We start from the raw sequence: 25,449 nt of genomic DNA on the forward strand, positions 1-25,449 counted from the left end.
GGGACCGGGGTACCTCATACGGCCCCCTTACGAACTGAAGGAAGACAATTATGCGTCACGGTATTTCCGGCCGTAAGCTTAGCCGCAAGTCGCAACACCGCACCGCGATGTTCCGCAACATGGCGGCGGCTCTGGTCAAGCACGAGCAGATCCTCACCACCCAGGCCAAGGCCAAGGAACTGCGCCCCTACGTCGAAAAGCTGATCACCCTCGCCAAGAAGGGTGGCCTGTCGAACCGTCGTCTGGCACACGCCCGCATGATGGACGACGCGCAGGAAAAGAAGCTGTTCGACGTTCTGGCCGAGCGTTATGCCGATCGTGAAGGCGGCTACACCCGCATCATCAAGGCCGGCTACCGCGCCAGCGACGCGGCTCCGATTGCTTATATCGAGCTGGTCGATCGCGACGTCGAAGCCAAGGGCCAGGATTCGGGCCCGGTGATGACCGAGGACGAATACGAGGACGCGTAAGCGCTCGTCGTCTCAGCGACAGACACATGAAGGGGCCGGGCAGCGATGCACCGGCCCCTTTCTTTTGATTATCTGTACTGCTGTTCATGTTTAGGCAGGTAAAGCTGAATATCAGCTAACGCCCGAGTTCAGTCCCGTCTCACGGCGGCTCGTGTAAACCCATGTCATTGGGAGGCCACCGAGGTCTCCCCGATGTGAGGAGAAGCCAGATGACTGCCATTTCCAAAGCTCTCGCCAAAGGCACTATAGCGACCGTCGCGGCAGGCGCGATGGCGATGGCTGCCGCCAGCCCCGCCGCCGCGCAGGAGCGGTATCGCCATCACGACCGCGACCGCGGTGGCCTTTCGACCGGCGAGATCATCGCCGGTGTCGCGGTGCTGGGCGGATTAGCCGCCGTGCTCGCCTCGTCGCGCAACAATCGTGATCGCGACTATCGCTACGACGACCGCTACGATCAGCGCCGTGGCTGGAACGACTACCAGCGCAACGCCGACCGCGCGATCGACCAATGCGTCCGCGCTGCCGAGCGTCGGGCCCGCCGCTGGAGCGGCAACCGTGCCGAAGTGACCGACATTCGCGACATCGACCGCCGTCGTGGCGGGTTCGAAATCAAGGGCCGGATCGCGGTGCGTGAAGACTATCGCGGCCGTGGCTGGGACCGCGCGCGCTATCGAGGCCGCAATGACCGCTGGGACGATGGCCGCTTCACCTGCCGGGTGCGCAATGGCCGGGTGGTCGATGTGGACTTCCGCGGCATCCGCGGCCTGTAATCGGTTGCCGAAGGGGCGGGGCAGGGCGGTTCAGGCTGACGACAGTCTGAGCCGCCTAGTCTCACCGAGACAGCCTCCTGAAGGAGTTGCCCGCATGATCCGTCTGTCTGCCGCCGTCACTTCGCTGGCCGCGCTGGCCATGGCCGCAACGCCTGTGGCTGCGCTGGATTTGCCTGCCTCGCGCACGCTCGCCCCGCAGGTCGCGGACGCCCCGCAGGTCGCGGACGCCACGCAGATGGAGGTGCGGGGCTGGGGCTATGACCGCTATGACCGTTACGGTCGCTATGATCGCCCCCGCCGCAATCGCGATCGCGGCATAGACGCTGGGGACATCATCGCCGGAGTGTTGGTGATCGGCGCGATTGCCGCCATCGCCACCTCCGGCCCCAAACGCTCGCGCGAAACTTACGACGATCGCTATCCGCGCCAGACCGACTATCGCCGCAACGACCGCAATTCCGACAGCGGGATCGACCGCGCGGTCGACATGTGCGTCGATCAGGCTGAGCGCGGCTCGGCACGAGTCGATAGCGTCGACGACGCCACTCGCGGGCCCGATGGCTGGCGGGTGTCGGGCCGGATGTCCGATGGCCAGGATTGGCGCTGCTGGATCGACAATGACGGGCGGTTGCGCTCGCTCGACTTCGGCACCAGCTATGCGGGCTACGGCAATGAGGGCGGCTACCAATCCGCTGCCGCCAGCGGACAATTGAGCAACGAGGCCTATACCCGGGCACGTGCCGCCACGCGCTATGCCGAAGCCGATCGCGGTTATGCGGCGAGCAGTCGGGGCAGCTATGACGACAGCGGTGAAATTGACGGCGACCTCAACAGGGGGCCTATCCCCGCCTATCCGGGTGGCCCGCTGCCGGAGGAAGAACGCTACTAAGCGCGCGCGCCGCTGATCACGTCTCGGGATTGCTGGCGCGCGTATAGGCGGGCAGCTTCAGGCTCCAGATAAGCGCCGCACCCCGCAGGGCGAAGCCGACCACCGACCCGACCAGCAAGGCCAGCGTCTCGTCTACACCGCACAACATCATGGCGGCTGCCGTGACAGCGGCCAGCGCTGAGGGGGTGACATAAAGATCGGGCCGCATCAGGATCGAGGGCACCCCCGCGACCACGTCGCGCAGCATCCCGCCCGCGCAGCCCGTGATAACCCCTAGGATCATCGCAGGCACCGGTTCGACCCCGTAGGCCAGCGCCTTGCCTGCGCCCAGCGTCGAGAAGGCGGCCAGCCCCGCCGCGTCGGCCCATTCTAGCAAGCGGCCCTCCCACAACTTGGCCGGGGTGATCCACACCGCACCCGCGCTGACCAGGATGATCGGCGCGACCAGCGGATCGACCAGCCAGAAGACCGGCGCATCGAGCATCACGTCGCGGATCGTCCCGCCGCCGACCCCGGTAAGCAGGGCGAAGAAGCAGGCGGTGACGAAGGTCTGGTTAAGCTGCGCGGCCAGCAAGGCTCCCGACAGCGCAAACACGGCAATGCCGCCGAGCGAGAGCAGCGGCAGCAGCGGGTCGATCATGCCCGCCCCCCAAACCGCGGCTTGGCCTTGCGCCGGCGGAACATCAGCACGCAGCCGAGCAGCGCGCCGATCACGGCCAGTGCGGCAAAGATCGTCAGCACGGGATGCGATGTGTCGTCGCGTGTTTCGAGGTCCATGATGTGCAGACCCCACATGAAGTCGTAAAAGCGCCACCAGCCTGTCCGCACGGCCACGATCTCGCCGGTGCTGGAGCGCATGTAGATATTGGTGCCATCGGAGAAATGGGCCTGCCAGGCATCGAACGGCGCGCGCAGGTCCATGGGGGAGACATCGGCGGGGAAATAGGTGACGCTTTCAAGTGCGCCGTTGCCCGCATAGGCCGCCTCGGCCACGCGCCGCGCTTCGCTTTCGATCAGTGGCGGCAGCACTTCGCCGGTGCGCGCCGAATAGCGATAGCGCCCGCCATCGGCCTCGGTGACGAGCCAGGCCGGGCCGTCGACCTGCTGGGCAAGCGAAATGGCGCTGGCCTTGTTGAGGCTGTCGGCGGGGAACACCAGCCCGCGCGGGTCGATCAGCGGAGCCTCGGCGCGCATATGCTCGCCGCGCACATCCTCGATCGGGTAAAGTGTCATCACGAAGCCGCTGATGCACCACATCAAAATCGGCACGCCCACCAGCCAGCCAAGCCAGATGTGCCAGCGAGCGAATTTCAGCATGAGGTTGCGTCGAGCCATGGCCGCGCGCACTACACGAAAGTGCTAGGAGGTGGCGAACAGTTTTGAACGGTCCGCAAAGGCCTTCATCTCGATGGCATTTCCCGAAAGATCGGTGAAGAACATCGTCGCCTGTTCGCCCGGTTCGCCCTTGAAGCGAATATAGGGCGCGATCTTGAATTCGGTGCCCGCTGCGGTGAGCCGGTCGGCCAGTTCCTGCCATTCTTCCATGCCCAGAACCAGGCCGAAGTGCGGCACCGGCACACCATGCCCGTCGACCGGGTTCTCATGCGCATCGGAGCGCTCGCCCGTGAGGTGGGCGACGATCTGGTGGCCGAAGAAGTCGAAGTCTACCCAGTGCTCGCTGCTGCGGCCTTCGGGGCAGCCTATCACACCGCCCCAGAACGCGCGCGCCGCAGCAAGGTCGTGAACGGGAAAGGCGAGGTGGAAGGGGGATAGGTACGCCAAGTCAGAACCCCATCGGATGCTGGTCGAGGAACGCGTATTCTTCCGCTGTCGTTGGACGGTCCAGCGCTTCATTGCGCGCGGGATAACGGCCGAACCGGGCGATCACCTCGGCATGGCGACGGGCAAACTCCTCGCCCTCGGCAAGGCCTGCCGCGTGCATCAGCGTGATCGAGCGCTCGACATCGGCGAGGCGCTCCGAATGCATGAACGGCATATAGAGGAACTGCTTCTCCTCGCCCGACATCCCTTTATCGAAGCCTTTTTCGAGTGCCTCGCGTGCCAGCGCCAGTGCGGCTTCGTCTTGCGCATAGGCGCGGGGATCGCCGCGAAACATGTTGCGGCTGAACTGGTCGAGCACGACGATAGCGGCCAGCATGGTGCGTGGATCATCACGCCAGGCGGGCGGAACGCCCTCGGTCAGTTCGGCATGAAGCGGGCCGAAACGCTGCGCGATCTTCACGTCGATAGCGTCATCTTGCGCGAAGCGCTTGTCAGGCGGAACCTCGCCAAACCAGAAGCCGAGCACCTCGGTGGCGGCGTGGGTGGGGTCGGATGATGAGACAGTCATCGGCTAGCTCCTGACGGCCATGCGAGCGCCACGGCATAGCCTATTATCGGTGCCGCGCCATAGCCGATTAGCGGGGAGGGATAGTTGTTGATCACGGCCATTACCGCAAATCCGAACAGCGAGCCTGCCAGCGCAAACCGCTCCGCCCGCGTTCCGGGACCGGTCAAAAGCATCAGCGCAAAGGATGCCAGCAGCGTGATGAACAGCAGCAGCGCAAGTGGGCCGCTGTCACCTGCCGCCTGAACGAGCACCCGCTCGACAAAAGGCACGGCGGGCAATTCGCCGTGTATCCCGGCATACATGCTGGCGAAAAAGCCGAGGATGGCGATGAAGCCCACGCGCCAGTTCTTCGTCACGTGGTGGAGCCCGACCGCCGCGATGGTGAGCGCGAAGGTGGCGGCGGCATCGGGTTGCAGAAGCGCAGCCAACAAAGCGGCGGCTAGCATCCACGGGCCGTATTCGCGATCCTGCGCAGCCAGTCGCGCCAGCAAGGGGAGCGCCAGAAGACCGCTGTTGAGCGCTACCGGGCCGAGCGGAATCCAGCGGGCGATGCCGTTCATGGTGGGGCCGGTTGCCAGCGGCAGAAGCATCAGCAGGATGCAGAGGGCCGCCGCTATTCGCCGCGTCAGCAGGCTGGCTGGGCCGGGCGGGGCCGAGAGGATCAGCGCCAGTGCGACAACCAGCGAAGCACCCGTAATCGCGAGGTAGGCCTCGGGTGCGCCGAAGCTGGCCATATAGGCGATCCCGGCCAGCACCGGGAGCGCCAGCGCAAGCAGGGCGGGTAGCCGGGCCGCAAGTCGTTCGCGGAGCCCTGTCACCGGCTCACATGTGGATGGGCTTGCCCCGCACCGCCATGGCCGCTTCCTTGATCGCCTCGGAGTGCGTCGGGTGAGCATGGCAGGTGTAGGCGATGTCTTCGGAGAGCGCGCCGAATTCCATCGCCTGCGTCGCCTGCGCGATCATCGTGCCCGCCACCGATGCGATGCACCAGACGCCCAGCACCTCGTCGGTTTCGGCATCGGCGATCACCTTCACGAAGCCGTCGGGCTCGTGGTTGGTCTTGGCGCGGCTGTTGGCGAGCATCGGGAACTTGCCGACCTTGATCGCGCCGCGTTCCTTGGCTGCTTCCTCGGTGAGGCCCACGCCCGCAAACTCGGGCATGGTGTAGACGACGCCGGGGATGAGGTCGTGATTGACGATGCCGATCTGCCCGGCGATCCACTCGGCCACGGCTATGCCTTCGTCCTCGGCCTTGTGCGCGAGCATCGGGCCGGGGACCACGTCGCCCACGGCGCGAACGCCCTTCACCTTGGTGCGGAACTGGCCGTCGACCTCGATCTGGCCGCGCTCGTTGGTCTCAAGGCCGATCGCTTCTAGATTCAGGCCCTCGGTATTCGGACGCCGCCCGATCGAGACCAGCACGCAATCCGCCTCGATCACTTCAGCCTCGCCGCCAGCGGCGGGTTCGACGGTGACCTTGGCGCTCTTGCCCTTGACCTCGACGCCGGTGACCTTGGTCGAAAGCTTGAGCGTCATGCCCTGCTTCTTGAAGATCTTGGCCGCTTCCTTACGCACATCGGCGTCCATGCCGGGCAGCAGCTGGTCGAGGAATTCGACCACGGTGACCTCGGCGCCAAGACGACGCCAGACCGAGCCAAGCTCCAGCCCGATCACGCCGCCGCCGATGACGACCATCTTCTTGGGGACAGCAGGCAGGTCGAGCGCGCCGGTGCTATCGATCACCACGCCCTTGTCGTTGTCGATCTCGACGCCGGGCAGGGGGGTGACCGAGGAGCCGGTCGCGATCACGATTTCCTTGGCGGTGTGGCTTTCGCCTTCCACTTCCACGGTATTCTCGCCGGTGAACTTGGCGTGGCCCTTGAGCCAGGTGACCTTGTTCTTCTTGAACAGCATCTCGATCCCGCCGGTCAGCTGCTTCACCGCATCGCGGCGCTGGCCGTGCATGGCATCGAGATTGAGCTTGGGTGTCACATCGACACCCATCTTCGCCATCGCGCCGTTGGCGGCGGCATCGAAGTATTCGGACGCGTGGAGCATCGCCTTGGAAGGAATGCAGCCGACGTTGAGGCAGGTACCGCCCAAGGTGGCGCGGCTTTCGACGCAGGCGACCTTGAGGCCCAGCTGCGCGGCGCGGATCGCCGCCACATAGCCGCCGGGGCCGGCACCGATCACGATTACGTCGAAGTCATAGTCTGCCATGTTTACTCCGCTCATCCAGAGCTTTTTGAAGGATTGCTCTTACTTCGGTCTTGCCGCTCCCGTTGCAAGGCCAGAGCTTCGACAAGCTCAGCCCCAACGGGAGCGAGGTAGTCTTACAAGTCGATCAGCAGCCGGGTCGGATCCTCGATCGCTTCCTTGATCGTCTTCAGCGCGGTGACTGCCTCGCGGCCGTCGATGATGCGGTGATCGTAGGACAGTGCGATGTACATCATCGGGCGGATCACGATCTCGCCATTGCGCACGACCGGGCGGTCCTCGATCCGGTGCAGGCCGAGCACGGCGGACTGCGGCGGATTGATGATCGGGGTGCTCATCAGGCCGCCGAACACGCCGCCATTGGAGATGGTGAAGGTGCCGCCCTTCATCTCGTCCATGGTCAGCGTGCCATCTTTTGCCTTGCCGCCATATTCGGCAATCGCCTTCTCGATGCCCGCAAAGCTCAGCTGGTCGACATTGCGCACCACCGGCACCACGAGGCCGTTGGGGGCCGACACCGCCACTGAAATATCGACATAGTCGAAATAGACGATCTCATCGCCATCGATCTGCGCGTTTACGCTGGGGAAGGTCTTCAGCGCCAGAACCGAGGCCTTCGAGAAGAAGCTCATGAAGCCGAGCTTCACGCCGTGCTTCTTGGCGAACACGTCCTTGTACTTCTCGCGCGCCTCGATCACCGCCGTCATGTCGACGTCGTTGAAGGTGGTGAGCAGCGCGGCGGTGTCCTGCGCGCTCTTCAGGCGCTTGGCGATGGTCTGGCGCAGGCGCGTCATCTTCACGCGCTCTTCCTTGCGCTCGCCGCCCTGAGCGGGAGCGGGCGAAGGAGCGTTCGCGGTGTCGGCAGGCGCAGCGCCACCCGACTTGGCCTTGGCCGCGGCGAGCACGTCTTCCTTGGTCAGGCGGCCGTCCTTGCCGGTGCCCTTGATCGTGGTCGGATCGACCCCCGCTTCGAGCACCGCGCGGCGCACGGCGGGCGACATGGTCGGCGATCCGTCGGGCAGCGACTCCATCTCGCTTTCGCTGGCCTTTTCGGCCGGGGCTTCGTCGGCCTTCTTTTCGGCGGGAGCAGGCGAAGGCGAGGGTGAGGGCGAAGGTGCCGCACCGCTGCCGCCTTCGGAAACGGTCGCGATCACCGCGCCCACTTCCACCGAATCGCCCACGGCGACGATGTGCTCGCCCATCACGCCCGCGACGGGTGAGGGCACCTCGATCGCGACCTTGTCGGTCTCGAGGCTGGCGATCGGCTCGTCCTGCGCCACGGCATCGCCGGGCTGCTTGAGCCATTCGCCCACGGTTGCTTCGGTGACGCTTTCGCCCAGCACGGGCACTTTGACTTCGATGGTCATGGTCTTTGGTCTCTCAGCCTAGTTGGTGCCGCGCTTTTCGGCGCACTCTGTCGCGGTCTTGCCGCGTGTGGATAGTCCCAGGGCGACCGACACCAGCGCTTCCTGCTGCGCCTGATGGCGCTTGGCATAGCCGGTGGCGGGCGAAGCGGCCACTTCGCGCCCGGCATAGCTGGGGCGCATCCCCTTGTGCCCGGCGGCGGTCAGCGCCTCTTCGATCTTGCTCTCGACGAAGAACCACGAACCGTTGTTCTTCGGCTCTTCCTGACACCAGACCACCTCTTCGAGGTTGGTCATGCGCTGCATGCGCACGGCCAGAGGTTCGCCGGGGAAGGGGTAAAGCTGCTCGATGCGGACAATCGAGACATCTTCGACGCCCTCTTCGTCGCGCTTGGCCATCAGATCGTAGGCGACCTTGCCCGAGCACAGCACGAGGCGGCGCACCTTCTTGTCCTCGACCTGTTTCTTGTCGGAGAGGATCCGCATGAAGTGCCCCTCGCCGGTGAACTTGTCCTCGTCGCTCTTGGCCATCGGATGGCGCAGCAGCGACTTGGGTGTCATGATGACGAGCGGCTTGCGGAACGGACGCAGCATCTGACGGCGCAGTACGTGAAAGTAGTTCGCCGGGCTGGTGATGTTGCAGACCTGGATATTGTCGTTCGCGCAAAGCTGCAGGAAGCGTTCGAGCCGCGCCGAGCTATGCTCCGGACCCTGGCCCTCGAACCCGTGCGGCAGCAGCAGCACGAGGCCGTTGGCGCGCAGCCACTTGGCTTCGGCAGCGGCAATATACTGGTCGATAATGATCTGCGCGCCGTTGGCGAAGTCACCGAACTGCGCTTCCCACAGCACCAGCGTCTTGGGGTCGGCCATGGCAAAGCCATATTCGAACCCGAGCACGCCATATTCGCTGAGCGTGGAATCGTAGACCTCGAACTTGCCGTGCGGCAGGTTTGACAAGGGAACGTACTTCGCCTCGGTCTTCTGGTCGATCCAGATTGCGTGGCGCTGGCTGAAGGTGCCGCGCCCCGAATCCTGCCCAGACAGGCGCACGCCGAAGCCCTCAGTCACCAAGCTGCCGAAGGCGAGCGCCTCGGCGGTTGCCCAGTCGAACCCGCTGCCGGTCTCGAACATCTCGCGTTTGGCATCGAGCACGCGCTGAAGCGTCTTGTGGATGGTCACATCGTCGGGGACGGTGGTGAGCGTGCGGCCAAGATGGTCGAACAGCTTCTTGTCGATCGCGGTGTCGATGTTGCGACGCGCATGTTCGGGGTCGGCGGGCTTGTGCAGCCCGCTCCAACGACCGGCGAACCAGTCGGCCTCGTTGGGCTTGTAACTCTGCCCGGCCTCGAACTCTTCATCGAGCTGCTTGGTAAACTCTTCGCGCATGGCGGGCGCGGTGCCCGCCTCGATCACGCCTTCGCTCTTCAGCCGCTCGGAATAGACTTCCGACACGCGCGGGTGCTGCTTAATCGCCGCATACATCAGCGGCTGGGTGAACATCGGTTCGTCACCCTCGTTGTGGCCGAAGCGGCGATAGCACCACATGTCGATCACGATATCGCGCTTGAAGGTCTGGCGGTATTCGACCGCCAGCTTGCAGGCGAAGGTCACGGCCTCGGGATCGTCGCCGTTCACGTGCAGGATCGGGGCCTGAACGCCCTTGGCCACATCGCTCGGATAGGGCGAGTTGCGGGCGAACTTGGGGCTGGTGGTGAAGCCGATCTGGTTGTTGATCACGAAGTGGATGCAACCGCCGGTGTCATAGCCGCGCACGCCCGACAGGCCGAAGCACTCCCACACCACGCCTTGCCCGGCGAAGGCGGCGTCGCCGTGGATCAGCACCGGCAGCACCTTCTGGTGCACGCCGATATCGTCGTGAATCGCCTGCTGCGCACGCGTCTTGCCGAGCACGACCGGGTCGACCGTTTCGAGGTGCGAAGGATTGGGCACGAGGCTCATGTGGACCTTGATACCGTCGAACTCGCGGTCGGTGCTGGTGCCGAGGTGATACTTCACGTCGCCCGAGCCGCCGACATCGTCGGGGTTGGCACTGCCGCCCGAGAACTCGTGGAAGATGACCTTGTAAGGCTTGGCCATCACGTTCGCTAGCACGTTCAGGCGGCCGCGGTGGGCCATGCCGTAGATGATCTCGCGCACTCCGGTGGAGCCACCATACTTGATGACGGCTTCGAGCGCCGGGATCATCGCTTCGCCGCCATCGAGCCCGAAGCGCTTGGTGCCGACGTATTTCTTGCCGAGATACTTCTCGTACTCCTCGCCGCGGATCACCGCCTGGAGGATCGCCTTCTTGCCCTCGGGCGTGAACTGGATCGTTTCCTCGGGGCTTTCGAAGCGCTTCTGCAGGAAGCGCCTCTCCTCGGTGTCGGCAATGTGCATGTATTCGAGGCCGACATTGCCGCAATAGGTCTTGCGCAGCGCCTTATACAGCTCGCCGACCTTGACCCATTCGAACCCGAATGCACCGCCGACATAGACTTCCTGATCCTCGCGCCCGGCAAAGCCATGAGCGGCGAGCGACAGCTCTTCTTCCTTGTCGCGGTGGGTGAGGCCGAGCGGATCGAGCGTGGCGGCCATGTGCCCACGCACGCGATAGTGCCGGATCAGCATCATCGCCTGGATCGAATCGTTGGCCGCAGCCTCGATGCTCTTGGCATCGACCGGCTTGCCCGCGTCCTTGGCCGCCTTCTCGAGCGACAGCTTCATCGCTGTCGGGTCGAGACCGGCGGTGAGGTCGCTGCCGTCGTCGGCGAGCGGCCAGTGCGGGTTGGCCCAGCTCGGCCCTGCCTGGGCCACGCCCTGATCGGGCATTTCGGGAAGCAAATTCAACGGCTCATCACCCATGGCAGGGACCTTCACACAATACTTCGTCAACCATAACCCTTACGGGCAGAACTCAGGCAAGTTCCTTGAGCAGGGCATCCAAAGTAATACCGAGTTCGCTGGGCGAGGGGCTGACACGAATGCCGGCCGCTTCCATCGCGGCGATCTTGTCTTCCGCGCCGCCCTGGCCGCCAGAGACGATCGCGCCCGCGTGGCCCATGCGGCGGCCCGGAGGGGCGGTGCGCCCGGCGATGAAGCCGACCATCGGCTTGGAACGGCCCTTGGCGGCTTCCTGCTTGATGAATTCGGCGGCTTCTTCCTCGGCGCTGCCGCCGATTTCGCCGATCATGATAATCGACTTGGTCTCGTCGTCCGACAGGAACAGGTCGAGCACGTCGATGAAGTTGGTGCCGTTGACCGGGTCGCCGCCGATGCCGACAGCCGTGGTCTGGCCGAGGCCGACCGCGGTGGTCTGGTGCACGGCTTCGTAGGTCAGCGTGCCCGAACGGCTGACGACGCCGACGGAGCCCTTCGAGAAGATCGAGCCGGGCATGATGCCGATCTTGCACTCGCCGGGGGTGAGCACGCCGGGGCAGTTCGGCCCGATCAGGCGCGACTTGGAGCCCTGCAGCGCGCGCTTCACGCGCACCATGTCGAGCACGGGAACACCCTCGGTGATGGCGACGATCAGCTCGATTTCAGCCTCGATGGCTTCAAGGATCGAGTCGGCGGCGAATGGCGGCGGGACGTAGATCACCGAAGCGGTCGCACCGGTTTCGGCCTTGGCTTCCTTCACGGTGTCGAAGTTGGGCAGGCCGAGGTGGGTGGTACCGCCTTTGCCGGGGGTCACACCCGCCACCATCTGCGTCCCGTAATCGAGCGCCTGCTGGGTGTGGAAGGTGCCGGTGTTGCCGGTCATCCCCTGGGTGATGACCTTGGTGGATTTGTCTACGAGGATGGACATTTAATTTTCCTCTTGGTGAGATGTAAAACTTGCGGGCACGTGTCGCGCTAACAAAGCGATCACCAAAAGGATCACTCCGAGGCTGGAAAAAGTCACACCCCAGAAAAGCGCACCGACCATTTCGTCTTTCGGAAGCCGGACCAAATTTACAAGAATTGTGCCGCCGATTGCGCCCCAAGCCGTCAAGAGAAGCGCGGAGCCTGTTGATAGCCACGACCGCCTGGCGGCCTTGATGAAGAGGCTCCCGAAAGTCAGCAAACCAACAACTGCCCCAACAGCGACGAAGGCATTTAGGACGATCACGCCAGCGAGCTATCCAGGCCCTTGCAGGCCTCAAGCAATTCCTCGACCGCATCGGTGCTCACCTTGAGGTTGGCGGCTTCTTCGTCCGACAGTTCGATTTCGACCACGTCCTCGATCCCGCCGGCACCGATCACCGCGGGCACGCCAACGTAAAGCCCGTCCACGCCGTACTTGCCTTCGACATAAGCGGCGCAGGGCAGGATGCGCTTCTGGTCACCCAGATAGGCTTCGGCCATGGCGATGGCGCTGGTGGCGGGGGCGTAATAGGCGCTGCCGGTCTTGAGCAGGCCGACGATCTCGCCGCCGCCCTTGCGGGTGCGATCGACGATCTCGTCGAGACGGCCTGCGTCGACGCCCTTAATCTTGGCGAGATCGGGCACCGGGATGCCGCTGATGGTGGAGTAGCTGAGCACCGGCACCATGGTATCGCCATGGCCGCCGAGTACGAAGGCGTTCACGTCGCGCACCGAGCAATCGAATTCCCAGGCGAGGAAGGTCGCAAAGCGCGCGCTGTCCAGCACGCCAGCCATGCCGACCACCTTGTTGGCGGGGAGGCCGGAGAATTCGCGCAGCGCCCAGACCATCGCGTCGAGCGGGTTGGTGATGCAGATCACGAAAGCGTCGGGCGCGTGGGTCTTGATGCCTTCGCCCACGGCCTTCATCACGCTGAGGTTGATGCCGAGCAGATCGTCACGGCTCATGCCGGGCTTGCGCGGCACACCGGCGGTGACGATGATCACGTCGGCGCCAGCAATATCGGCATAGTCGTTGGTGCCGGTGATCGAGGCGTCGAAGCCTTCGACCGGGCCGCACTGGCTGAGATCGAGCGCCTTGCCCTGTGGCATGCCTTCGGCAATGTCGAACAGGACGATGTCGCCCATTTCCTTTTTCGCTGCGAGGTGAGCGAGGGTGCCGCCGATCATGCCGGCGCCGATGAGGGCGATTTTCTTGCGTCCTGCGTTCTGGGCCATCGGGTGTCTTCGTCCTTTGCCTTTCGAGGGGCGCACTCCGAAATGTTACGACACTGCCCTGCGCCCGGCCGGGACAATGCCTTTCGTGGGAGGTGCGTTAGGCCTGCCCAAGTGCTATTGCAACAGCGAAAGCGGCGCTGGATTGTCTTATCTTTGCAAATACTTCGCAATTTCAAAAACTGGCTGTCTCAGCCTAGTTTGCGATGCGAAAGCGGCTAAGCTCGCTCATCTCCTGATCGAGCAAATCTTGCGCGCCCTGCGCGGAGACGGCACGGCTGAAGAAGAACCCCTGGCCAAGTGTGCAGCCCGCGCGGTGCAGGCTGGTGGCCTGTTCCGCCGTCTCGATGCCCTCGGCCACGATTTCCATCCCGAGCTTGCGGCCCATGCAGGCGACGGCGCGAATGATCGCGTCGCTGTGCGGGCCGACCTGCGGGCCGCACACGAAGCTGCGGTCGATCTTGATCTTGTCGAAGTGATAGCGGTGCAGGTAGCTCAGCGACGAGTAGCCGGTGCCGAAATCATCGAGCGCGAAGTGGACCTTCGCGCGAGTCAGGTCGTCCATGAAGTGGCGTGCGTGGACGCAGTCCTCCAGGAAGACGCTCTCGGTCACCTCGATGACCAGCCGGTTTGGCGCCAAGCCGGCCTGACGCAGCGCGTGAAGGATGCCCAGCGCCGCACCTGGCGCCCGCATCTGGGTTGGCGACAGGTTAACCGCGAGCCTGATGTGATCGGGCCAGGTGGCAGCGGCGCGCGCGGCCTGAGCCGTCACCCAGTTGCCAAGGGTGATGATCTGTCCGGTTTCCTCGGCAAGCGGGATGAAGACCTCGGGCGAAATCTCTCCCTTTATGGGATGGGTCCAGCGCACCAGTGCCTCGAAGCTGCAGATCCGCCCGCTATCGAGGTCGATCAGGGGCTGGAAATGCACTTGCAGTTCCTCGTGGGCGAGGGCGCATCGCAGGTCGCGCTCCATCTCCTTGCGCTCCGCGCGCTGGCGGCTCATTTCGGGGATGTAGTAGCAGAACCGGGCATGCTGTTCCTTCGCCTGCATGAGTGCGATATTGGCGGCCTGCATCAGGTACGAGATCGTCGTGGCATCTTCGCCGAAGATTGCCACGCCGATGGCGGTGCCTGCCTCCACCATCGCATAGTCGAGCCGCAAGGGGCGGTTGAGATGATCGCTGACGCTTAACACCAGTTGCTCGGAATCGGCGCGCGAGGGCACCGGCACGGCGAGCAGGAACTCGTCGCTTCCGAACCGCGCCAGCACGGCATCGTCCGGGGTGCAGGCGCGCAGGCGCCGCGCCATCTCGCACAGCAGTTTGTCGCCGGCGGCATAGCCCTGGCTTTCGTTCACATCGCGCAGGTGATGCAGGTCGAACCACAGCAGCGCAATGCGCTGCTCGCTGCCCCGCTCCCGCAGCATGTCTTCCAGCGACAGGTGAAACCCGTCGCGGTTAAGCAGGCCGGTCAGCCCGTCGTGCAGCGCAAGAAAATGATACTGTTCGTTGACCGCTTGCCGTTCTTCGGCAAACCGCACGATATTCGAGAGGCTACGGTGAACGGTCTGGGTCAACGAGTCCATTCCCATGGCGAGGCCAGGAAGCACCAGGGCCAGGATGAGCGAGCTTGGCGTTCCCACGTACAAGGCCGCCACGAACACTGGCACCACGGCAAAGGCCATGTGCGCGCGCGCGAGGGTTGGCCGGTCGGCGCAGCGGACCGTCATTGCCGTGGCATAGGTCAATGCATAGCAGAGCGCGAGCAACTTGAGGTCGCCGGAGATCTTGAGGGCAAGCGTGAGCGCCGCGAACACGCCGATGTTCGCGGACAGCACCGTTTGAGCCACCAGCACGAGCGGCTGCAGGCGTTTGCGGGCGGAGGATGTCGTGATCGTTTGATAGATAAGCGACGTGATCAGTCGGAACGATACGATTAAGGACATGACCAGCGCGAATACAAACAGCAATCGCGAGCCGCTCAGCAAGGCGCAGGACCAACTGACGACAATATTCGCAAGGCTTGCCAGAACTAGCCCGACAGGCGGCACGAAATAGCTGTCATAGCGAGCCCGCTCCTGAATTGCAGGCTTGGCGCCCTCGGGCGGTATGGTTTCGAGGCTGTTTGGCAAGATATCCTCCGGAGGAGGTCCGCTATATGCTGGTTCTTTCGTTAGAATCCTTAATTTGCCTATTAGTAATTGTGACAGTTTGCCGACTTGTTAGTCAGTTAGCTTGTTTGCGGCAGATATTGGTCGAGGCCGCGCGCCAGTCGACGGTCGAGATTGGCGCAGACTTCGTGCCAGGCTGCAAAGCCTTCGGCATCGCCCCGCATGGCTGCGCGTTCGGCTGCGTCACGCGCCACCTTTGCAGCGCCGAGGCCGTGTTGCCCAAACAGCTCCAGCGCACGGCGGATCACCGCATCGCTCTCAGCACTGCTGGCACGGTTGTCGTTGGCAGCCTGTTGTTGCAGGCGTTGAATCTGCGATTCAAGGAGCCGCTTGCGCGATAGCTGGGGGGCGGCGAAACGGATCGACATGGCTGGCAATCTCTCGGCTCGTGTTTCGCTGCCGCTGGCCGGCAGCTGCCGAATTGCTATGGAGATTACCTTAATTCCGGGTTGCAAAGCATGGTTTACGCAATCTTTACCAAGTGTGCGCGAGATGTCGCAGAGACATTACGTCAATCCTGTCGTGGTTCGGTGCGCCAGGTGCCGCTGCGCGCATACTCGTCCCGGATCGCACCGCCACCAGGCAATCGGGAGCCGAAGGCCGCCGCCGGGGCCGAACCCGGCACGGGTGTCTTCGCCGCTGTTGGTAGCTCCTTCAGCGCAGTTGCTTCGGACGCAGGGAAATCCTGATCGGCGAGGGTAGGCAGAGTGCCTGTCGTCGCCAGCGGACCGGTCGGATCGGGAGCAGCCCCGGCACTGGCCTGAGCCATAAGAACCGCCGCGCGGACGGGTGCCGGTTCGCCCCCAAGATAGCGCCCGGTGAAGGCACGGCTGGTCCCGGCTTCACCGCGCCAGCGATAGAACTGGTGCGCGCCGATCACGGCCACCTGGTCGAGGCTGTCCGCCCAGTAAGGATGCACCGCGAGCGTGTGGTAGTGCGTTGACAGTCCAACCGGGGCATAGACGGCGCCCGCCAGGGCTTGCCGTGCGATGCGGCTGGCGCGGCCCCACATAAAGGCCGAGGGCTGGCGCGCCAGCGAGCCGTCGCAGGTGAAAGTGAACTGGCACCCGCTGCTGCGTTCCGAGCCCTGAAACACCACCCCGCATACGGTTGATGGGTAGGAGGGATGGGCCAGCCGGTTGAGCACCACCTGAGCCACGGCGCGCTGTCCGGCATCGGATTCGCTGGCCGCTTCGTAATAGATCGCTTGCGTCATGCACTGTTGTGCGCGGGCCTGGTCGGTCAGCGAGCCCGTCACGCGCAGCGAGCGCGCCGCAGGTCCGGCGATGAACGCGCTGGTCGGGTTTTGCGCGCCGAGCTGCATGGCGTCCTCGGGCACGGTTGCGAGATCGACGCCGTGCGTGGCATTGGCGGCGACCGCCTCGGGCGCGTCCTCAAGGTAGTAGAAGGCCGAGCCGGGGAAGCTTTCGCCCGGCGTCTCGAAGCCCATGGGCACCGTGGCTGCCGTGGCGGCGGTCGCGGACGACATGGTCAGGCCCTGCAAGCCGCCCGGCATGGCCAGCGCTGGCACGGCCACCGCCGTCGCCAGCACGCCAAGTTTGCGAACCGACCGACTGCCATTGCCACGCGCCGCGAGCGAACGCGCGGCGCGCTTGCGCGAGATGCTATGACGGAAGTCGGGGACCGACTCGTCCGGGAAGATGCAACTGACGCGCATCGTGCTCTAATAGGCGAAAATATTTGACAGGATATTGACGCCGCCTCCACTGTCTCTCTTCGGGACAATTCTTTGGCCGGATTGGCAATTGCGGCCGACGCGAGCCATTGCTAGCGGTATCCTGGAACGACGGGAACTTCGGATTTTTCCGGTCGTTGGTCGCATATTGTTCGAGGTGACGCCTGGCGCATAGGCTGCTGGCGGGTGTTGTGGGAAGGCGCGACGGCGAAAGGGCTGCGCGCGGGAACGGCGCGAATGCGCAAGGCGGCTGGTATTCTCGTGCGCAGGTTTCGAACATTATCGCCCCTGTGGTTTTCGCTGCTGATCGCCTCGTGCAGCGCGCCGCCGTCCCGTCAGCGTGTCGATGATCGCCCCCTCATTGTGAGCCTCAACCCTTGCAGCGATGCGATCCTCGTCGAATTTGTTCCTCCAGACCAACTGCTCGCCATTTCCCAGCTCAGCAAGAACCCCGAGACCAGCTCGATAACCGCGTCGCAGGCAGCTCGCTATCGCGCGACTTACGGGCGGACGGAGGAAATCCTTGCCCTTGCGCCCGACATTGTCGTGGCCGACCGCTTCCTGCCGGCCCCCACCCGCCGTGCGCTGGAAAAGGCCGGGATCGCGGTTTTCACTGTCGACATTGCCTCAACGGTCGAAGACAGCCTTGCCCAGGTCCGTGCGCTGGCCGATCTTGCCAGGCGCACCGAAGAAGGCGACGCGCTGGCTGACACGGTGGCCGAGGCCTGGCAGCAAGGCGGCACCGAGCAGGAAGAGCCGATCGTTACGCTGCTGTGGCAGGAAGGCGGGATCGTTCCCGGACCGGACAGCCTTGCTGCGGCTCTGCTCGAACACTCCGGCTTCAGCCTTCACTCTGCCACACGTGGGTTGGCGCAGGGGGACTATCTGCCGCTCGAACAGGTGCTGGCCGATCCGCCGCAGCTGATCCTGTCGGCGGGGGCGGCGCGGGCCTTGCACCATCCGGCGCTCGATGCGTTGGTCGGCACCGCGCGCGAGGAGCTCGACAAACGCTTGTTATATTGCGCGGGGCCGGTGATCCCGCGCGCGCTCGCGCGGTTGCGCGAGATCAGGGAGGGGCTGAAGTGAGGCGGATGGTGGCAGGCTTGCTCGTCGCCAACGCGGTCGCGCTGGCGGCATCGCTTCTCGCCGGGCGGGTGTGGGTCGATCCGGCTACCGTGCCCAACGCCTATGTCATCCTCGCCGAACTGCGTCTGCCGCGCGGCGTGCTGGCGCTTGTGATCGGTGCAGGCCTCGGCGCGGCAGGAGCGGCGATGCAGGGCTACCTGCGCAATCCGCTGGCCGATCCCGGACTGTTCGGCGTCGCTCCCGGCGCAGCTCTGGGCGGAGTGTTTGCGCTGTGGAGTAGCGGGGGCAACCTCGGCGTGCTGGGCGTACCTTTCGCCGCGCTGATTGGAGCGGGAGGCTCGATGGCGCTGCTCTCGCTGCTCGCCGGCCGCAGTGCGGGCGTGGCGTTGTTTACGCTGGCCGGGGTGATGATCGCGAGCCTCGCTGGCGCGCTGACTGCCTTGGTAATCAGCCTGACGCCCAACGCCTTCGCGTTGGCGGGAATCGTGACCTGGCTGATGGGCGCGCTGACCGACCGCAGCTGGCAGGACGTGGCCATCGCCGCACCGCTGACACTGGTGGGCGTGGGTCTGCTCTGTGGCGGAGGCCGAGCGCTCGATGCGCTGACGCTGGGCGAGGCGGCGGCGCGGTCGCTCGGGGGCGATCCGCAGGCGTTGCGCTGGCTTATGATCATGGGCGTGGCGCTGACCGTGGGCAGCGGCGTGGCCGTGGCAGGCGTGATCGGCTTCGTCGGCCTGATCGTGCCGCATCTGGTGCGCCCGTTTACCGACCGCGCGCCCTCGTCGCTGATTGTGCCGAGTGCGCTGGCAGGTGCGCTGCTGGTGCTGCTGGCTGACGTAGCCTGCCGTCTGCTGCCATTGGAGAGCGAATTGCAACTCGGCATCGCTCTCAATCTGCTCGGCGCACCGTTCTTCCTGCACCTGCTGCTGAAGATGCGGCGCGGAGTCGCGTCATGGAGCTGAGCGCGCGCGTCGTCACCGTGATGCGGGGGCAGTATCCGGCCTTGTCGCGCGTGTCGCTTGCGCTGCAGGAGGGCCAGCTGGTGGCGATCTGCGGGCCGAACGGGGCAGGCAAGTCCACCCTTCTCGCTGCGCTGGCCGGGATCGAGTTCCCTGAACTGGGCGCAATATCCCTCGACGGTACGCTGCTCGCCGCTATCCCCCCGCGCGAGCGCGCCAAGCGGATCGGCTTCCTGCCGCAGACCGGCGAGATCGCCTGGGACATGTCGGTGGCACGGCTTGTTGCGCTCGGGCGCCTGCCGCAAGGTGATGGCGAACGCGCCGACGGGAAGGCGGCGATCGAACGTGCGCTGCTTGCCTGCGACCTTGCCACACTTGCCGGACGGCCTGTCTCCAGCCTGTCGGGTGGGGAACGCGCACGCGTGCTGCTGGCGCGGGCACTGGCGGGCGAACCACGCTGGCTGCTTGCCGACGAGCCGCTCGCCGCGCTCGATCTGGCCCATCAGCTGCGCATGTTGCGTGTGCTCCACGCCGCTGCCGCCGAAGGGCGCGGGGTGGTGCTGGTGCTCCACGACCTGGCGCTGGCGATGAACCATGCCGACCGGGTCATCGTGCTCGACAATGGCGAACTGGTCACCGACGGCCCCCCCGACAGGGCGCTGACAGCCAAGGTGCTGGCGCAGGTGTGGGGCGTTGAGGCGCACTGGATCGGCGAACCGGGCCAGCGCGCGCTCACGATGCGGCCTTAGCCGACGCAGCCCTTTTCCTGGTCCTCGCACTTCGAGCCGGTGCTGGCGACGCCGCCGGTCAGGCCGAGTGCTTCGAGCAGCGGGCCGACTTCCGGATCGTGCCCGGTGAAGTCGCGATACATCTGCTCGTAGCTGTTCGAGTGCCCCTGGCCGAGGAAGGTTTCGCGGATGTGGTCGCCATTGGCGCGGGTCATCCCGCCATTGGCCTCGACCCAGGCATAGCCGTCCTTGGCCAGCATGTTGGTCCAGGTGTAGCTGTAATAGCCCGCCTGATAGCCATGGCCGAAGATGTGCCGGAAGTAGGGCGTGTAGTAGCGCGGCGGCACCAGATCGGTGCGCAGGCCCATGCTTGCGAGCGCATCCTGCTCGAAGGCCAGCACGTCGGCGGGAGCCTCGCCGGGTGCGAGCGAGTGCCACTTCATGTCGAGCAGCTGCGCGGTGATAAGCTCACCGAAGTCATAGCCCTGGTTGAACTTGCTGGCCCGGTCGATCGCCTCGACCATCTCCATCGGGATCGTCTCGCCGGTCTGCCAGTGCTTGGCATAGTTCTGCAACACCTCGGGCACGGCGGCGAAAGGCTCGTGGAACTGGCTCGGGAACTCGACCCAGTCGCGCGCGGTGTTGGTGCCCGAAAGCGACGGATAGCGCTGGTCGGCGAACATGCCGTGCAGCGCGTGGCCGAACTCGTGGAAGGTGGTGGTCACATCGTCCCAGGTCATCAGCGCAGGCTGGCCGGCAGCGGGCGGGGCCACGTTGAGCGTGTTGGCGATCACGGGCTTGAGGCCGAGCAGGTGGCTCTGTTCGATGAAGTTGTTCATCCACGCGCCGCCGCCCTTGCTGTCGCGCTGGAACGGATCGAAGTAGAACAGCGCCAGTTCGCTGCCATCGGCATCGAACACGGTGTAGACGCTCACGCCCTCGTGATAGACGGGGATGTCGGTACGCTTCTCGAAAGTCAGCCCATAAAGCTTGTTGGCCATGAAGAACACGCCGTCTTCCAGCACGCGATCCACCACGAAATACTGCTTGATGGCCTCGTTATCGAGGGCATAGCGCTCCTGCCGGATCTTTTCGGCGTAGTAGGGCCAGTCCCACGGCTGCACGGTGAAATCGCCGCCTTCGCGTTCGATCATCGCGTTGATTGCGGCAGCCTCGCGCTCCTGCGTGGCGCGCAGGGCGGGGACCATCTCTTCCATGAAGCCGATAGCGCGTTCCGGCGTCTTGGCCATGCGATCGTACATCTGCCAGGTGGCATAGTCGGGCGTGCCGAAGATGCGCGCGACCCGCGTGCGCAGTTCCACCACTTCGCGGATCATGTCGACCGTTTCGTTGTCGCCGGCATAGTTGCGGGTCGAGTTGGCGCGATACAGCCGCTCGCGCGTGGTGCGGTTGTTCAGCTGCGAGAGCAGCGGGTGCGAGGTGGTGTTGGTCATCGCCAGCACATATCTGCCGGGCATTCCGGCTTCCTCGGCAGCGGCTGCGGCGGCAGCGATCTGGCCTTCGGACAGGCCCGAAAGCTCCTCCACCGTATCCACCGTCAGCGCGGCATCGGCCTGACCTTCGGTAATCCGCTGAGGGATCTGCGCGCCCAGTTCGGACAGGCGGCCGTTGATCTGCTTCAGCTCGGCCTTGGCCGCATCGGAAAGCAGCGCGCCATTATGCACGAAATCGGCATAGGTCGTCTCCAGCAGCATGGCGTCTTCGCGGATCATGCTCATGGCGGCGCGGTTGTCGTAGATCGCCTTCACGCGGGCGAACAGCTTGGGATTGAGATAGATCGCATCGGACAGCGCGGCGCGCTGCGGGGCCAGCGCCTCGTCGGCGGCGGCGAGCGTATCGTTGATGTCGGCCGAGACCTTCTGGTCGAAGGCGGCAGTGGCGCGGGAATAGACCTGCCCGGTACGCTCCATCGCGACGATGGTGTTCGAGAAGGTAGGCGGCTCGGGGTTGTTGGCGATCTGTTCGATCTCGGCGATCTGGATCGCAATCGCTTCCTCGATGGCCGGCTGATAGTCGGCATCGCTCAGCGCGGTGAAATCGGGCGCGTGGAAGGGCAGCGTGCTCAGCTCGGCAAAGGCGCTGGTGGCTTCAGGAACCCCGGGAGCGGGGGGCGAGGAGGCAACATCCATGGGGGCGCTATCCGGAGTGGTGGCACAGGCGGCGGTCATAATGGCCAGCATGGAACTGGCGAGCAAACGGGTTTTCATGGAGTGCGAACCTCGGATCTGGTGAATTCATTTCGTATGAAACTGGAGTCATAGCAGGGCGGGGCTGGGGGGCAAGGGGAGGGCAAAGCACCGATTGCGATAAATTCGAATCTTGCATCCCGTTAGAAAACGCATATCGGTTGCCGAGTAAAAAAGGGTCCCCAACTTTTGCCTGCAAATAGAATTCGGGTCGCAGTCTTTATGGGGCCGGCGATTTTGCTGCTGTTTGCGGCCGCGCATGCCGTTGCGCAGGATTTGCCTCGGGCTATGGCTACAAATGCTGCGGCGGCGCCGTCGGCGGGCAGCGAGCAAGTTCGCGAGTTCACCCCGGCCCAGCTTTTTGCCTATGCTGGTGCGGCGTCCGATGCTGGCGATTATGCGGCAGCCGAGACGGCCTACCGCGCATTGGCGACCAATCCGGACATTGAGCTGCGAACCGAAGCGCGCTTCCGCTTGGCGTTGATGCTGGCCGACAAACAGGGCAAGTTCGAGGCCGCCGCCGTGTTGTTGCGCGCTATTCTCGACGACAAGCCCGATGCCGCACGGGTGCGGGTCGAACTGGCACGGATGCAGGCGATGCTCGGCCATTTTGGCGATGCCCAGCGCGAAATACGCGCAGCGCAGGCAGCGGGCCTGCCGCAGGAGGTCGAGCAACTGGTGCGGTTCTATGCCGCGGCGCTGGCGGCCAAGAAGCGGGTAGGCGGCTCTTTCCAGCTCGCGCTAGCGCCCGATAGCAACATCAACCGGGCCACCCGCTCCGACACGCTTGAAACCGTGATCGGCAATTTCGACCTCGACCGGGATGCCCAGGCGACCTCGGGCGTCGGTCTGGCGCTGCGCGCACAGGCCTATTTTCGCGCGCCGTTATCTTCCAAGGCCGACCTGCTGATACGGTCGAGCGTGCAGGCGCGGTTCTACGGCAAGGATCAGTTCAACGATTATGTCGGGTCGCTCGAAGCCGGGCCGCAATTTACCTGGGGTTCGCAGCGGCTTTCGCTCGCCGCACTGGTGAGCCATCGCTGGTTCGGCGGCAAGTCCTACACCACCGGCTATGGCCTTTCGGGCGAATGGCAGAAGCCGGTTTCGCGTACTGCCCGGCTTACGCTGGATGCAGTCGCGATTGAAACCGACGATCTCCTGAGCGATCAGCGCGATGCACGGCGCTATTCGCTGGGCTTGAGCGCGGACAAGGCTATCAGCGCGCGCTTCGGAGGCGGCGTGCGCCTTTCGGGCTTCCGGGAAGTGGCACGCGATCCGGGTTACTCGCTCGCCAGTGGCGGGGCCGATGTCTACCTGTTTCGCGAGTTCGGCCACACGACGCTGGTGCTCAACGCCGGTTACGACCGCACCGAGGCCGATGCGCGCATCCTGCTTTATCCGCGCCGGCGTGTCGACGACCGCTTCGAGACGGGGCTCTCGGGCACCTTCCGCGCCCTGCGCGTGGGCGCCTTCGCGCCGCTGGTGTCGGCGCGTTACGAAAAGAGCAATTCGACCATCGAACTTTACGATTACAGCCGCGTGTCGATCGAACTCGGCATCACGGCGGCATTTTGACAGGGGATCGGGAAATGAAGAATTCGCACCTTATGGCAGGTGCCAGCGCGTTGATGCTGGCCTTTTCGCTATCAGCCTGCGGCGGCGGGAGCACCGGCGGTGGCGGCGGCACGGTGGTGACCCCGCCGCCTGCGCCTGCACCTACACCTGCACCTACACCTGCACCTACACCTGCACCGACGCCCGCTCCGACGCCTGCTCCTCCGGAAAACACCGGTGTCGTCCCACCGCTGGTCACCGGCAGCTTTGCCACCGAGGCCGGGCTAACAAGTCTGGTTTACGACCGTGGCAGAGCCCAGCCCGCTGAGCGCGGCGACGGCACCGGGGTTGAGATCAGCTACGATGCCAGCGACAACTCTTACGCCCTTCGCGTGGGAACCCAGAGCTTCAGCTTTGGCCCGGATGAAGAGGTGCCGGAAGTTGACGGCCAGGGCTTCGAGCGAGTCGAGGACGACAACGAGGACCGGTTGGTGCTTTCGGATATCTCATCGTATAATGAAAATGTGTTCCCGACGGCGCGCCACGTACGTGCAGGTCTGTTCTATTCTTCCACGCTCAATTTCATCGACGACGAACGGACCTATCTGGCCTCGGCCTTTGCGTTTGGCTTTCCTAGCCAGGCAAGCGCTGTTGCCACCAGCGGGCGCGCCTCGCACTACATCAGCCTCCACGGCGTTCATTCGGGCGGCAATTGGGGCTCGGGCACCACACCTGTAGCCCCTTACGATACGCTGAGCATTCTCTCAGGCAATGGTACGGTGTTGATCGATTTCTCCAGCGGGCAGCTCTCGCTCGACGCGAACACCTGGTCCACCAATACGAGTGGCTCTTCCTACTCAACCTACCTGGCCGGCTCGCTCAGCGGCACTGCCAGCATCGTTGCGGGCGAAAACCTGTTCAACGGCACCTTCAGCGCCAGCCATCAGGATGCCAACGGCCCGCTCATCTTCACCGGCACGCTCGATGGACAGTTCTACGGCCCCGAGGCCGATGAGATTGGCGGCGTGCTTTACGGCACCAGCGGCAGCGATTTTTACAACGTGAGCTTTGTCGGCCGAGAAAATGCCGATCTGGCGGCGACCAAGACGCTGGCGAGCTTGACCGAGCTCACCTATTTTTGGTCCACTGAGCGTGGCAACTATTTCGCCGAGACGTCCGAGTGGTCGTCGTCGGAAAGCCACCGCGTCATTTGGTATAATACCTACGATCCAGCCACTGGCACCTATCTGGCCTCCACCAGCCTGTTCGCTGTTGCGTTCGAGCAGCGCAACCGCGTGCCTGCCAACGACGCCGACGACATGTTGGCCTATCGTGCCACGGACGAGATCGCTGGAGATGGCGAGACCGAGCATCTGATAAGCGTTTTCGACGGTTCGTCGGCAGGGGTTACGCTTACCTATTCGAGTTTCATGAGGGCCGATGGCACGTGGTACGATAAGGACGGCGCGGTGGTCGGCACTTCACTCGACTGGATCGGCTTCGGCATTGCCACCCCGCTGCACCAGATCCCGCAGACGGGCAGTGGCCGTTATGCCGGCCTGGTATCGGGCACGTTGCGGCAGGGAAGCGACATAAAGGCGAGCTTCGGCGGCACTTCGATGCTCGAGATTGACTTTCTTGCCCGTACGCTCAGTGCGAGCCTGGCACCCAGTGGCACCGATGCCAATGGCTCACCGATCGCCTATGGCAATTACGACTTTACCGGGACGCTCTCGGCTGTCGACGGGGTGTTGCGGGCAAACGCCACGGACCTTGATGGGCTGCTCCTCGGTAAACTCTATGGCGATGTGGCACAGGAATATGTCGCCACCTTCGGATTGGAAGATCCTGCGCTCGGCACGCTCGAGGGAGTGAGCTTCGGCACTCGCGCGCCGCCCCCCTGAGGCTGGGGA

General features: G+C 64.4%; 22 protein-coding genes. 8 read left to right on the top strand and 14 right to left on the bottom strand.

Annotated features, from left to right (window positions below; genetic code table 11):
- The first annotated feature begins 50 nt into the window (after nucleotides 1-50).
- The 3 genes from rplQ (at nucleotide 51) to ABDJ38_RS02055 (ending at nucleotide 2,129) form a co-directional block, all read left to right on the top strand.
- Nucleotides 51-470 carry a 50S ribosomal protein L17 gene (gene rplQ / locus ABDJ38_RS02045; RefSeq protein WP_346783408.1) on the top strand — a complete coding sequence of 140 codons (420 nt, stop codon included), beginning with the start codon at nucleotides 51-53 and terminating at the stop codon, nucleotides 468-470.
- A gap of 209 nt (nucleotides 471-679) precedes the next feature.
- On the top strand, nucleotides 680-1,240 hold the full coding sequence (locus ABDJ38_RS02050; protein WP_346783409.1) for a hypothetical protein: 561 nt from the start codon (nucleotides 680-682) through the stop codon (nucleotides 1,238-1,240).
- A gap of 94 nt (nucleotides 1,241-1,334) precedes the next feature.
- The gene (locus tag ABDJ38_RS02055; RefSeq protein WP_346783411.1) at nucleotides 1,335-2,129 is read left to right on the top strand and encodes a hypothetical protein; all 795 of its coding nucleotides are present in this window, start codon (nucleotides 1,335-1,337) and stop codon (nucleotides 2,127-2,129) included.
- Nucleotides 2,130-2,145: 16 nt separating this feature from the next.
- Here ABDJ38_RS02055 and ABDJ38_RS02060 read toward each other — a convergent pair whose 3' ends face one another.
- The 13 genes from ABDJ38_RS02060 to ABDJ38_RS02120 form a co-directional block, all read right to left on the bottom strand.
- Entirely contained in the window at nucleotides 2,146-2,769 is a 624-nt protein-coding gene (locus ABDJ38_RS02060) for a trimeric intracellular cation channel family protein (protein ID WP_346783412.1), read from the bottom strand.
- Nucleotides 2,766-3,446 carry a PepSY domain-containing protein gene (locus ABDJ38_RS02065; RefSeq protein WP_346783413.1) on the bottom strand — a complete coding sequence of 227 codons (681 nt, stop codon included), beginning with the start codon at nucleotides 3,444-3,446 and terminating at the stop codon, nucleotides 2,766-2,768. The genes ABDJ38_RS02060 and ABDJ38_RS02065 overlap by 4 nt, the downstream gene beginning before the upstream one ends.
- 42 nt (nucleotides 3,447-3,488) lie before the next feature.
- On the bottom strand, nucleotides 3,489-3,911 hold the full coding sequence (locus ABDJ38_RS02070; protein ID WP_346783414.1) for a VOC family protein: 423 nt from the start codon (nucleotides 3,909-3,911) through the stop codon (nucleotides 3,489-3,491).
- Nucleotide 3,912: 1 nt separating this feature from the next.
- Nucleotides 3,913-4,479, bottom strand: a complete 567-nt coding sequence (locus tag ABDJ38_RS02075) for a DUF924 family protein (protein WP_346783415.1) — start codon at nucleotides 4,477-4,479, stop codon at nucleotides 3,913-3,915.
- Nucleotides 4,476-5,297, bottom strand: coding sequence for a hypothetical protein (locus tag ABDJ38_RS02080; RefSeq protein WP_346783416.1), 822 nt, complete (start codon nucleotides 5,295-5,297; stop codon nucleotides 4,476-4,478). Before ABDJ38_RS02080 ends, ABDJ38_RS02075 begins: the two co-directional genes overlap by 4 nt.
- Nucleotides 5,298-5,301: 4 nt before the next feature.
- Entirely contained in the window at nucleotides 5,302-6,699 is a 1,398-nt protein-coding gene (lpdA, locus tag ABDJ38_RS02085) for a dihydrolipoyl dehydrogenase (RefSeq protein WP_346783908.1), read from the bottom strand.
- A 113-nt stretch (nucleotides 6,700-6,812) separates the two neighbouring features.
- On the bottom strand, nucleotides 6,813-8,063 hold the full coding sequence (gene odhB, locus ABDJ38_RS02090) for a 2-oxoglutarate dehydrogenase complex dihydrolipoyllysine-residue succinyltransferase (protein WP_346783417.1): 1,251 nt from the start codon (nucleotides 8,061-8,063) through the stop codon (nucleotides 6,813-6,815).
- A gap of 18 nt (nucleotides 8,064-8,081) precedes the next feature.
- Nucleotides 8,082-10,922: a 2-oxoglutarate dehydrogenase E1 component gene (locus tag ABDJ38_RS02095; protein WP_346783418.1), complete on the bottom strand. Its 2,841-nt coding sequence runs from the start codon at nucleotides 10,920-10,922 to the stop codon at nucleotides 8,082-8,084.
- Between the two features lie 52 nt (nucleotides 10,923-10,974).
- Nucleotides 10,975-11,865 carry a succinate--CoA ligase subunit alpha gene (gene sucD / locus ABDJ38_RS02100; protein WP_346783419.1) on the bottom strand — a complete coding sequence of 297 codons (891 nt, stop codon included), beginning with the start codon at nucleotides 11,863-11,865 and terminating at the stop codon, nucleotides 10,975-10,977.
- A gap of 299 nt (nucleotides 11,866-12,164) precedes the next feature.
- A complete protein-coding gene (mdh, locus tag ABDJ38_RS02105) occupies nucleotides 12,165-13,139 on the bottom strand; it encodes a malate dehydrogenase (RefSeq protein ID WP_346783420.1) in 975 nt (324 codons plus the stop codon).
- 193 nt (nucleotides 13,140-13,332) lie between these two features.
- On the bottom strand, nucleotides 13,333-15,267 hold the full coding sequence (locus tag ABDJ38_RS02110; RefSeq protein ID WP_346783421.1) for a putative bifunctional diguanylate cyclase/phosphodiesterase: 1,935 nt from the start codon (nucleotides 15,265-15,267) through the stop codon (nucleotides 13,333-13,335).
- Nucleotides 15,268-15,365: 98 nt separating this feature from the next.
- On the bottom strand, nucleotides 15,366-15,674 hold the full coding sequence (locus ABDJ38_RS02115) for a hypothetical protein (RefSeq protein ID WP_346783422.1): 309 nt from the start codon (nucleotides 15,672-15,674) through the stop codon (nucleotides 15,366-15,368).
- A 143-nt stretch (nucleotides 15,675-15,817) separates the two neighbouring features.
- Nucleotides 15,818-16,984: a cell wall hydrolase gene (locus ABDJ38_RS02120; RefSeq protein ID WP_346783423.1), complete on the bottom strand. Its 1,167-nt coding sequence runs from the start codon at nucleotides 16,982-16,984 to the stop codon at nucleotides 15,818-15,820.
- Nucleotides 16,985-17,365: 381 nt separating this feature from the next.
- On the opposite strand from ABDJ38_RS02120, the gene ABDJ38_RS02125 reads away from it, so the two are divergent.
- The 3 genes from ABDJ38_RS02125 to ABDJ38_RS02135 are packed head-to-tail and all read left to right on the top strand — an operon-like array spanning nucleotide 17,366 to nucleotide 19,796.
- A complete protein-coding gene (locus ABDJ38_RS02125; RefSeq protein ID WP_346783424.1) occupies nucleotides 17,366-18,088 on the top strand; it encodes an ABC transporter substrate-binding protein in 723 nt (240 codons plus the stop codon).
- Nucleotides 18,089-18,093: 5 nt separating this feature from the next.
- Complete coding sequence (locus ABDJ38_RS02130; protein ID WP_346783425.1) at nucleotides 18,094-19,050, top strand: FecCD family ABC transporter permease; 957 nt, start codon at nucleotides 18,094-18,096, stop codon at nucleotides 19,048-19,050.
- Nucleotides 19,041-19,796 carry an ABC transporter ATP-binding protein gene (locus ABDJ38_RS02135; protein ID WP_346783426.1) on the top strand — a complete coding sequence of 252 codons (756 nt, stop codon included), beginning with the start codon at nucleotides 19,041-19,043 and terminating at the stop codon, nucleotides 19,794-19,796. The genes ABDJ38_RS02130 and ABDJ38_RS02135 overlap by 10 nt, the downstream gene beginning before the upstream one ends.
- On the opposite strand, the gene ABDJ38_RS02140 is transcribed toward ABDJ38_RS02135, so the two are convergent.
- A complete protein-coding gene (locus tag ABDJ38_RS02140) occupies nucleotides 19,793-22,003 on the bottom strand; it encodes a M3 family metallopeptidase (protein ID WP_346783427.1) in 2,211 nt (736 codons plus the stop codon). The two genes, ABDJ38_RS02135 and ABDJ38_RS02140, sit on opposite strands and share 4 nt — an antisense overlap.
- A gap of 267 nt (nucleotides 22,004-22,270) precedes the next feature.
- Between ABDJ38_RS02140 and ABDJ38_RS02145 the strand changes: the two genes are divergently transcribed.
- Complete coding sequence (locus ABDJ38_RS02145; protein WP_346783428.1) at nucleotides 22,271-23,557, top strand: surface lipoprotein assembly modifier; 1,287 nt, start codon at nucleotides 22,271-22,273, stop codon at nucleotides 23,555-23,557.
- Nucleotides 23,558-23,571: 14 nt separating this feature from the next.
- A complete protein-coding gene (locus tag ABDJ38_RS02150) occupies nucleotides 23,572-25,440 on the top strand; it encodes a HupA family protein (protein WP_346783429.1) in 1,869 nt (622 codons plus the stop codon).
- Nucleotides 25,441-25,449 lie beyond the last annotated feature (9 nt).

Origin of the sequence: Aurantiacibacter flavus (genome assembly GCF_039710615.1) — a bacterium.
Lineage (GTDB): Bacteria > Pseudomonadota > Alphaproteobacteria > Sphingomonadales > Sphingomonadaceae > Alteraurantiacibacter > Alteraurantiacibacter flavus.

Coding starts and splice junctions, on each gene's coding strand:
- ABDJ38_RS02075 (WP_346783415.1), bottom strand. CDS start 4,479: ATGACTGTCTCATCATCCGACCCCACCCACGCCGCCACCGAGGTGCTC.
- ABDJ38_RS02115 (WP_346783422.1), bottom strand. CDS start 15,674: ATGTCGATCCGTTTCGCCGCCCCCCAGCTATCGCGCAAGCGGCTCCTT.
- odhB (WP_346783417.1), bottom strand. CDS start 8,063: ATGACCATCGAAGTCAAAGTGCCCGTGCTGGGCGAAAGCGTCACCGAA.
- ABDJ38_RS02140 (WP_346783427.1), bottom strand. CDS start 22,003: ATGAAAACCCGTTTGCTCGCCAGTTCCATGCTGGCCATTATGACCGCC.
- ABDJ38_RS02130 (WP_346783425.1), top strand. CDS start 18,094: ATGGTGGCAGGCTTGCTCGTCGCCAACGCGGTCGCGCTGGCGGCATCG.
- ABDJ38_RS02120 (WP_346783423.1), bottom strand. CDS start 16,984: ATGCGCGTCAGTTGCATCTTCCCGGACGAGTCGGTCCCCGACTTCCGT.
- mdh (WP_346783420.1), bottom strand. CDS start 13,139: ATGGCCCAGAACGCAGGACGCAAGAAAATCGCCCTCATCGGCGCCGGC.
- sucD (WP_346783419.1), bottom strand. CDS start 11,865: ATGTCCATCCTCGTAGACAAATCCACCAAGGTCATCACCCAGGGGATG.
- ABDJ38_RS02150 (WP_346783429.1), top strand. CDS start 23,572: ATGAAGAATTCGCACCTTATGGCAGGTGCCAGCGCGTTGATGCTGGCC.
- ABDJ38_RS02065 (WP_346783413.1), bottom strand. CDS start 3,446: ATGCTGAAATTCGCTCGCTGGCACATCTGGCTTGGCTGGCTGGTGGGC.
- ABDJ38_RS02095 (WP_346783418.1), bottom strand. CDS start 10,922: ATGGGTGATGAGCCGTTGAATTTGCTTCCCGAAATGCCCGATCAGGGC.
- ABDJ38_RS02060 (WP_346783412.1), bottom strand. CDS start 2,769: ATGATCGACCCGCTGCTGCCGCTGCTCTCGCTCGGCGGCATTGCCGTG.
- rplQ (WP_346783408.1), top strand. CDS start 51: ATGCGTCACGGTATTTCCGGCCGTAAGCTTAGCCGCAAGTCGCAACAC.
- ABDJ38_RS02050 (WP_346783409.1), top strand. CDS start 680: ATGACTGCCATTTCCAAAGCTCTCGCCAAAGGCACTATAGCGACCGTC.
- ABDJ38_RS02055 (WP_346783411.1), top strand. CDS start 1,335: ATGATCCGTCTGTCTGCCGCCGTCACTTCGCTGGCCGCGCTGGCCATG.
- ABDJ38_RS02135 (WP_346783426.1), top strand. CDS start 19,041: ATGGAGCTGAGCGCGCGCGTCGTCACCGTGATGCGGGGGCAGTATCCG.
- ABDJ38_RS02145 (WP_346783428.1), top strand. CDS start 22,271: ATGGCTACAAATGCTGCGGCGGCGCCGTCGGCGGGCAGCGAGCAAGTT.
- lpdA (WP_346783908.1), bottom strand. CDS start 6,699: ATGGCAGACTATGACTTCGACGTAATCGTGATCGGTGCCGGCCCCGGC.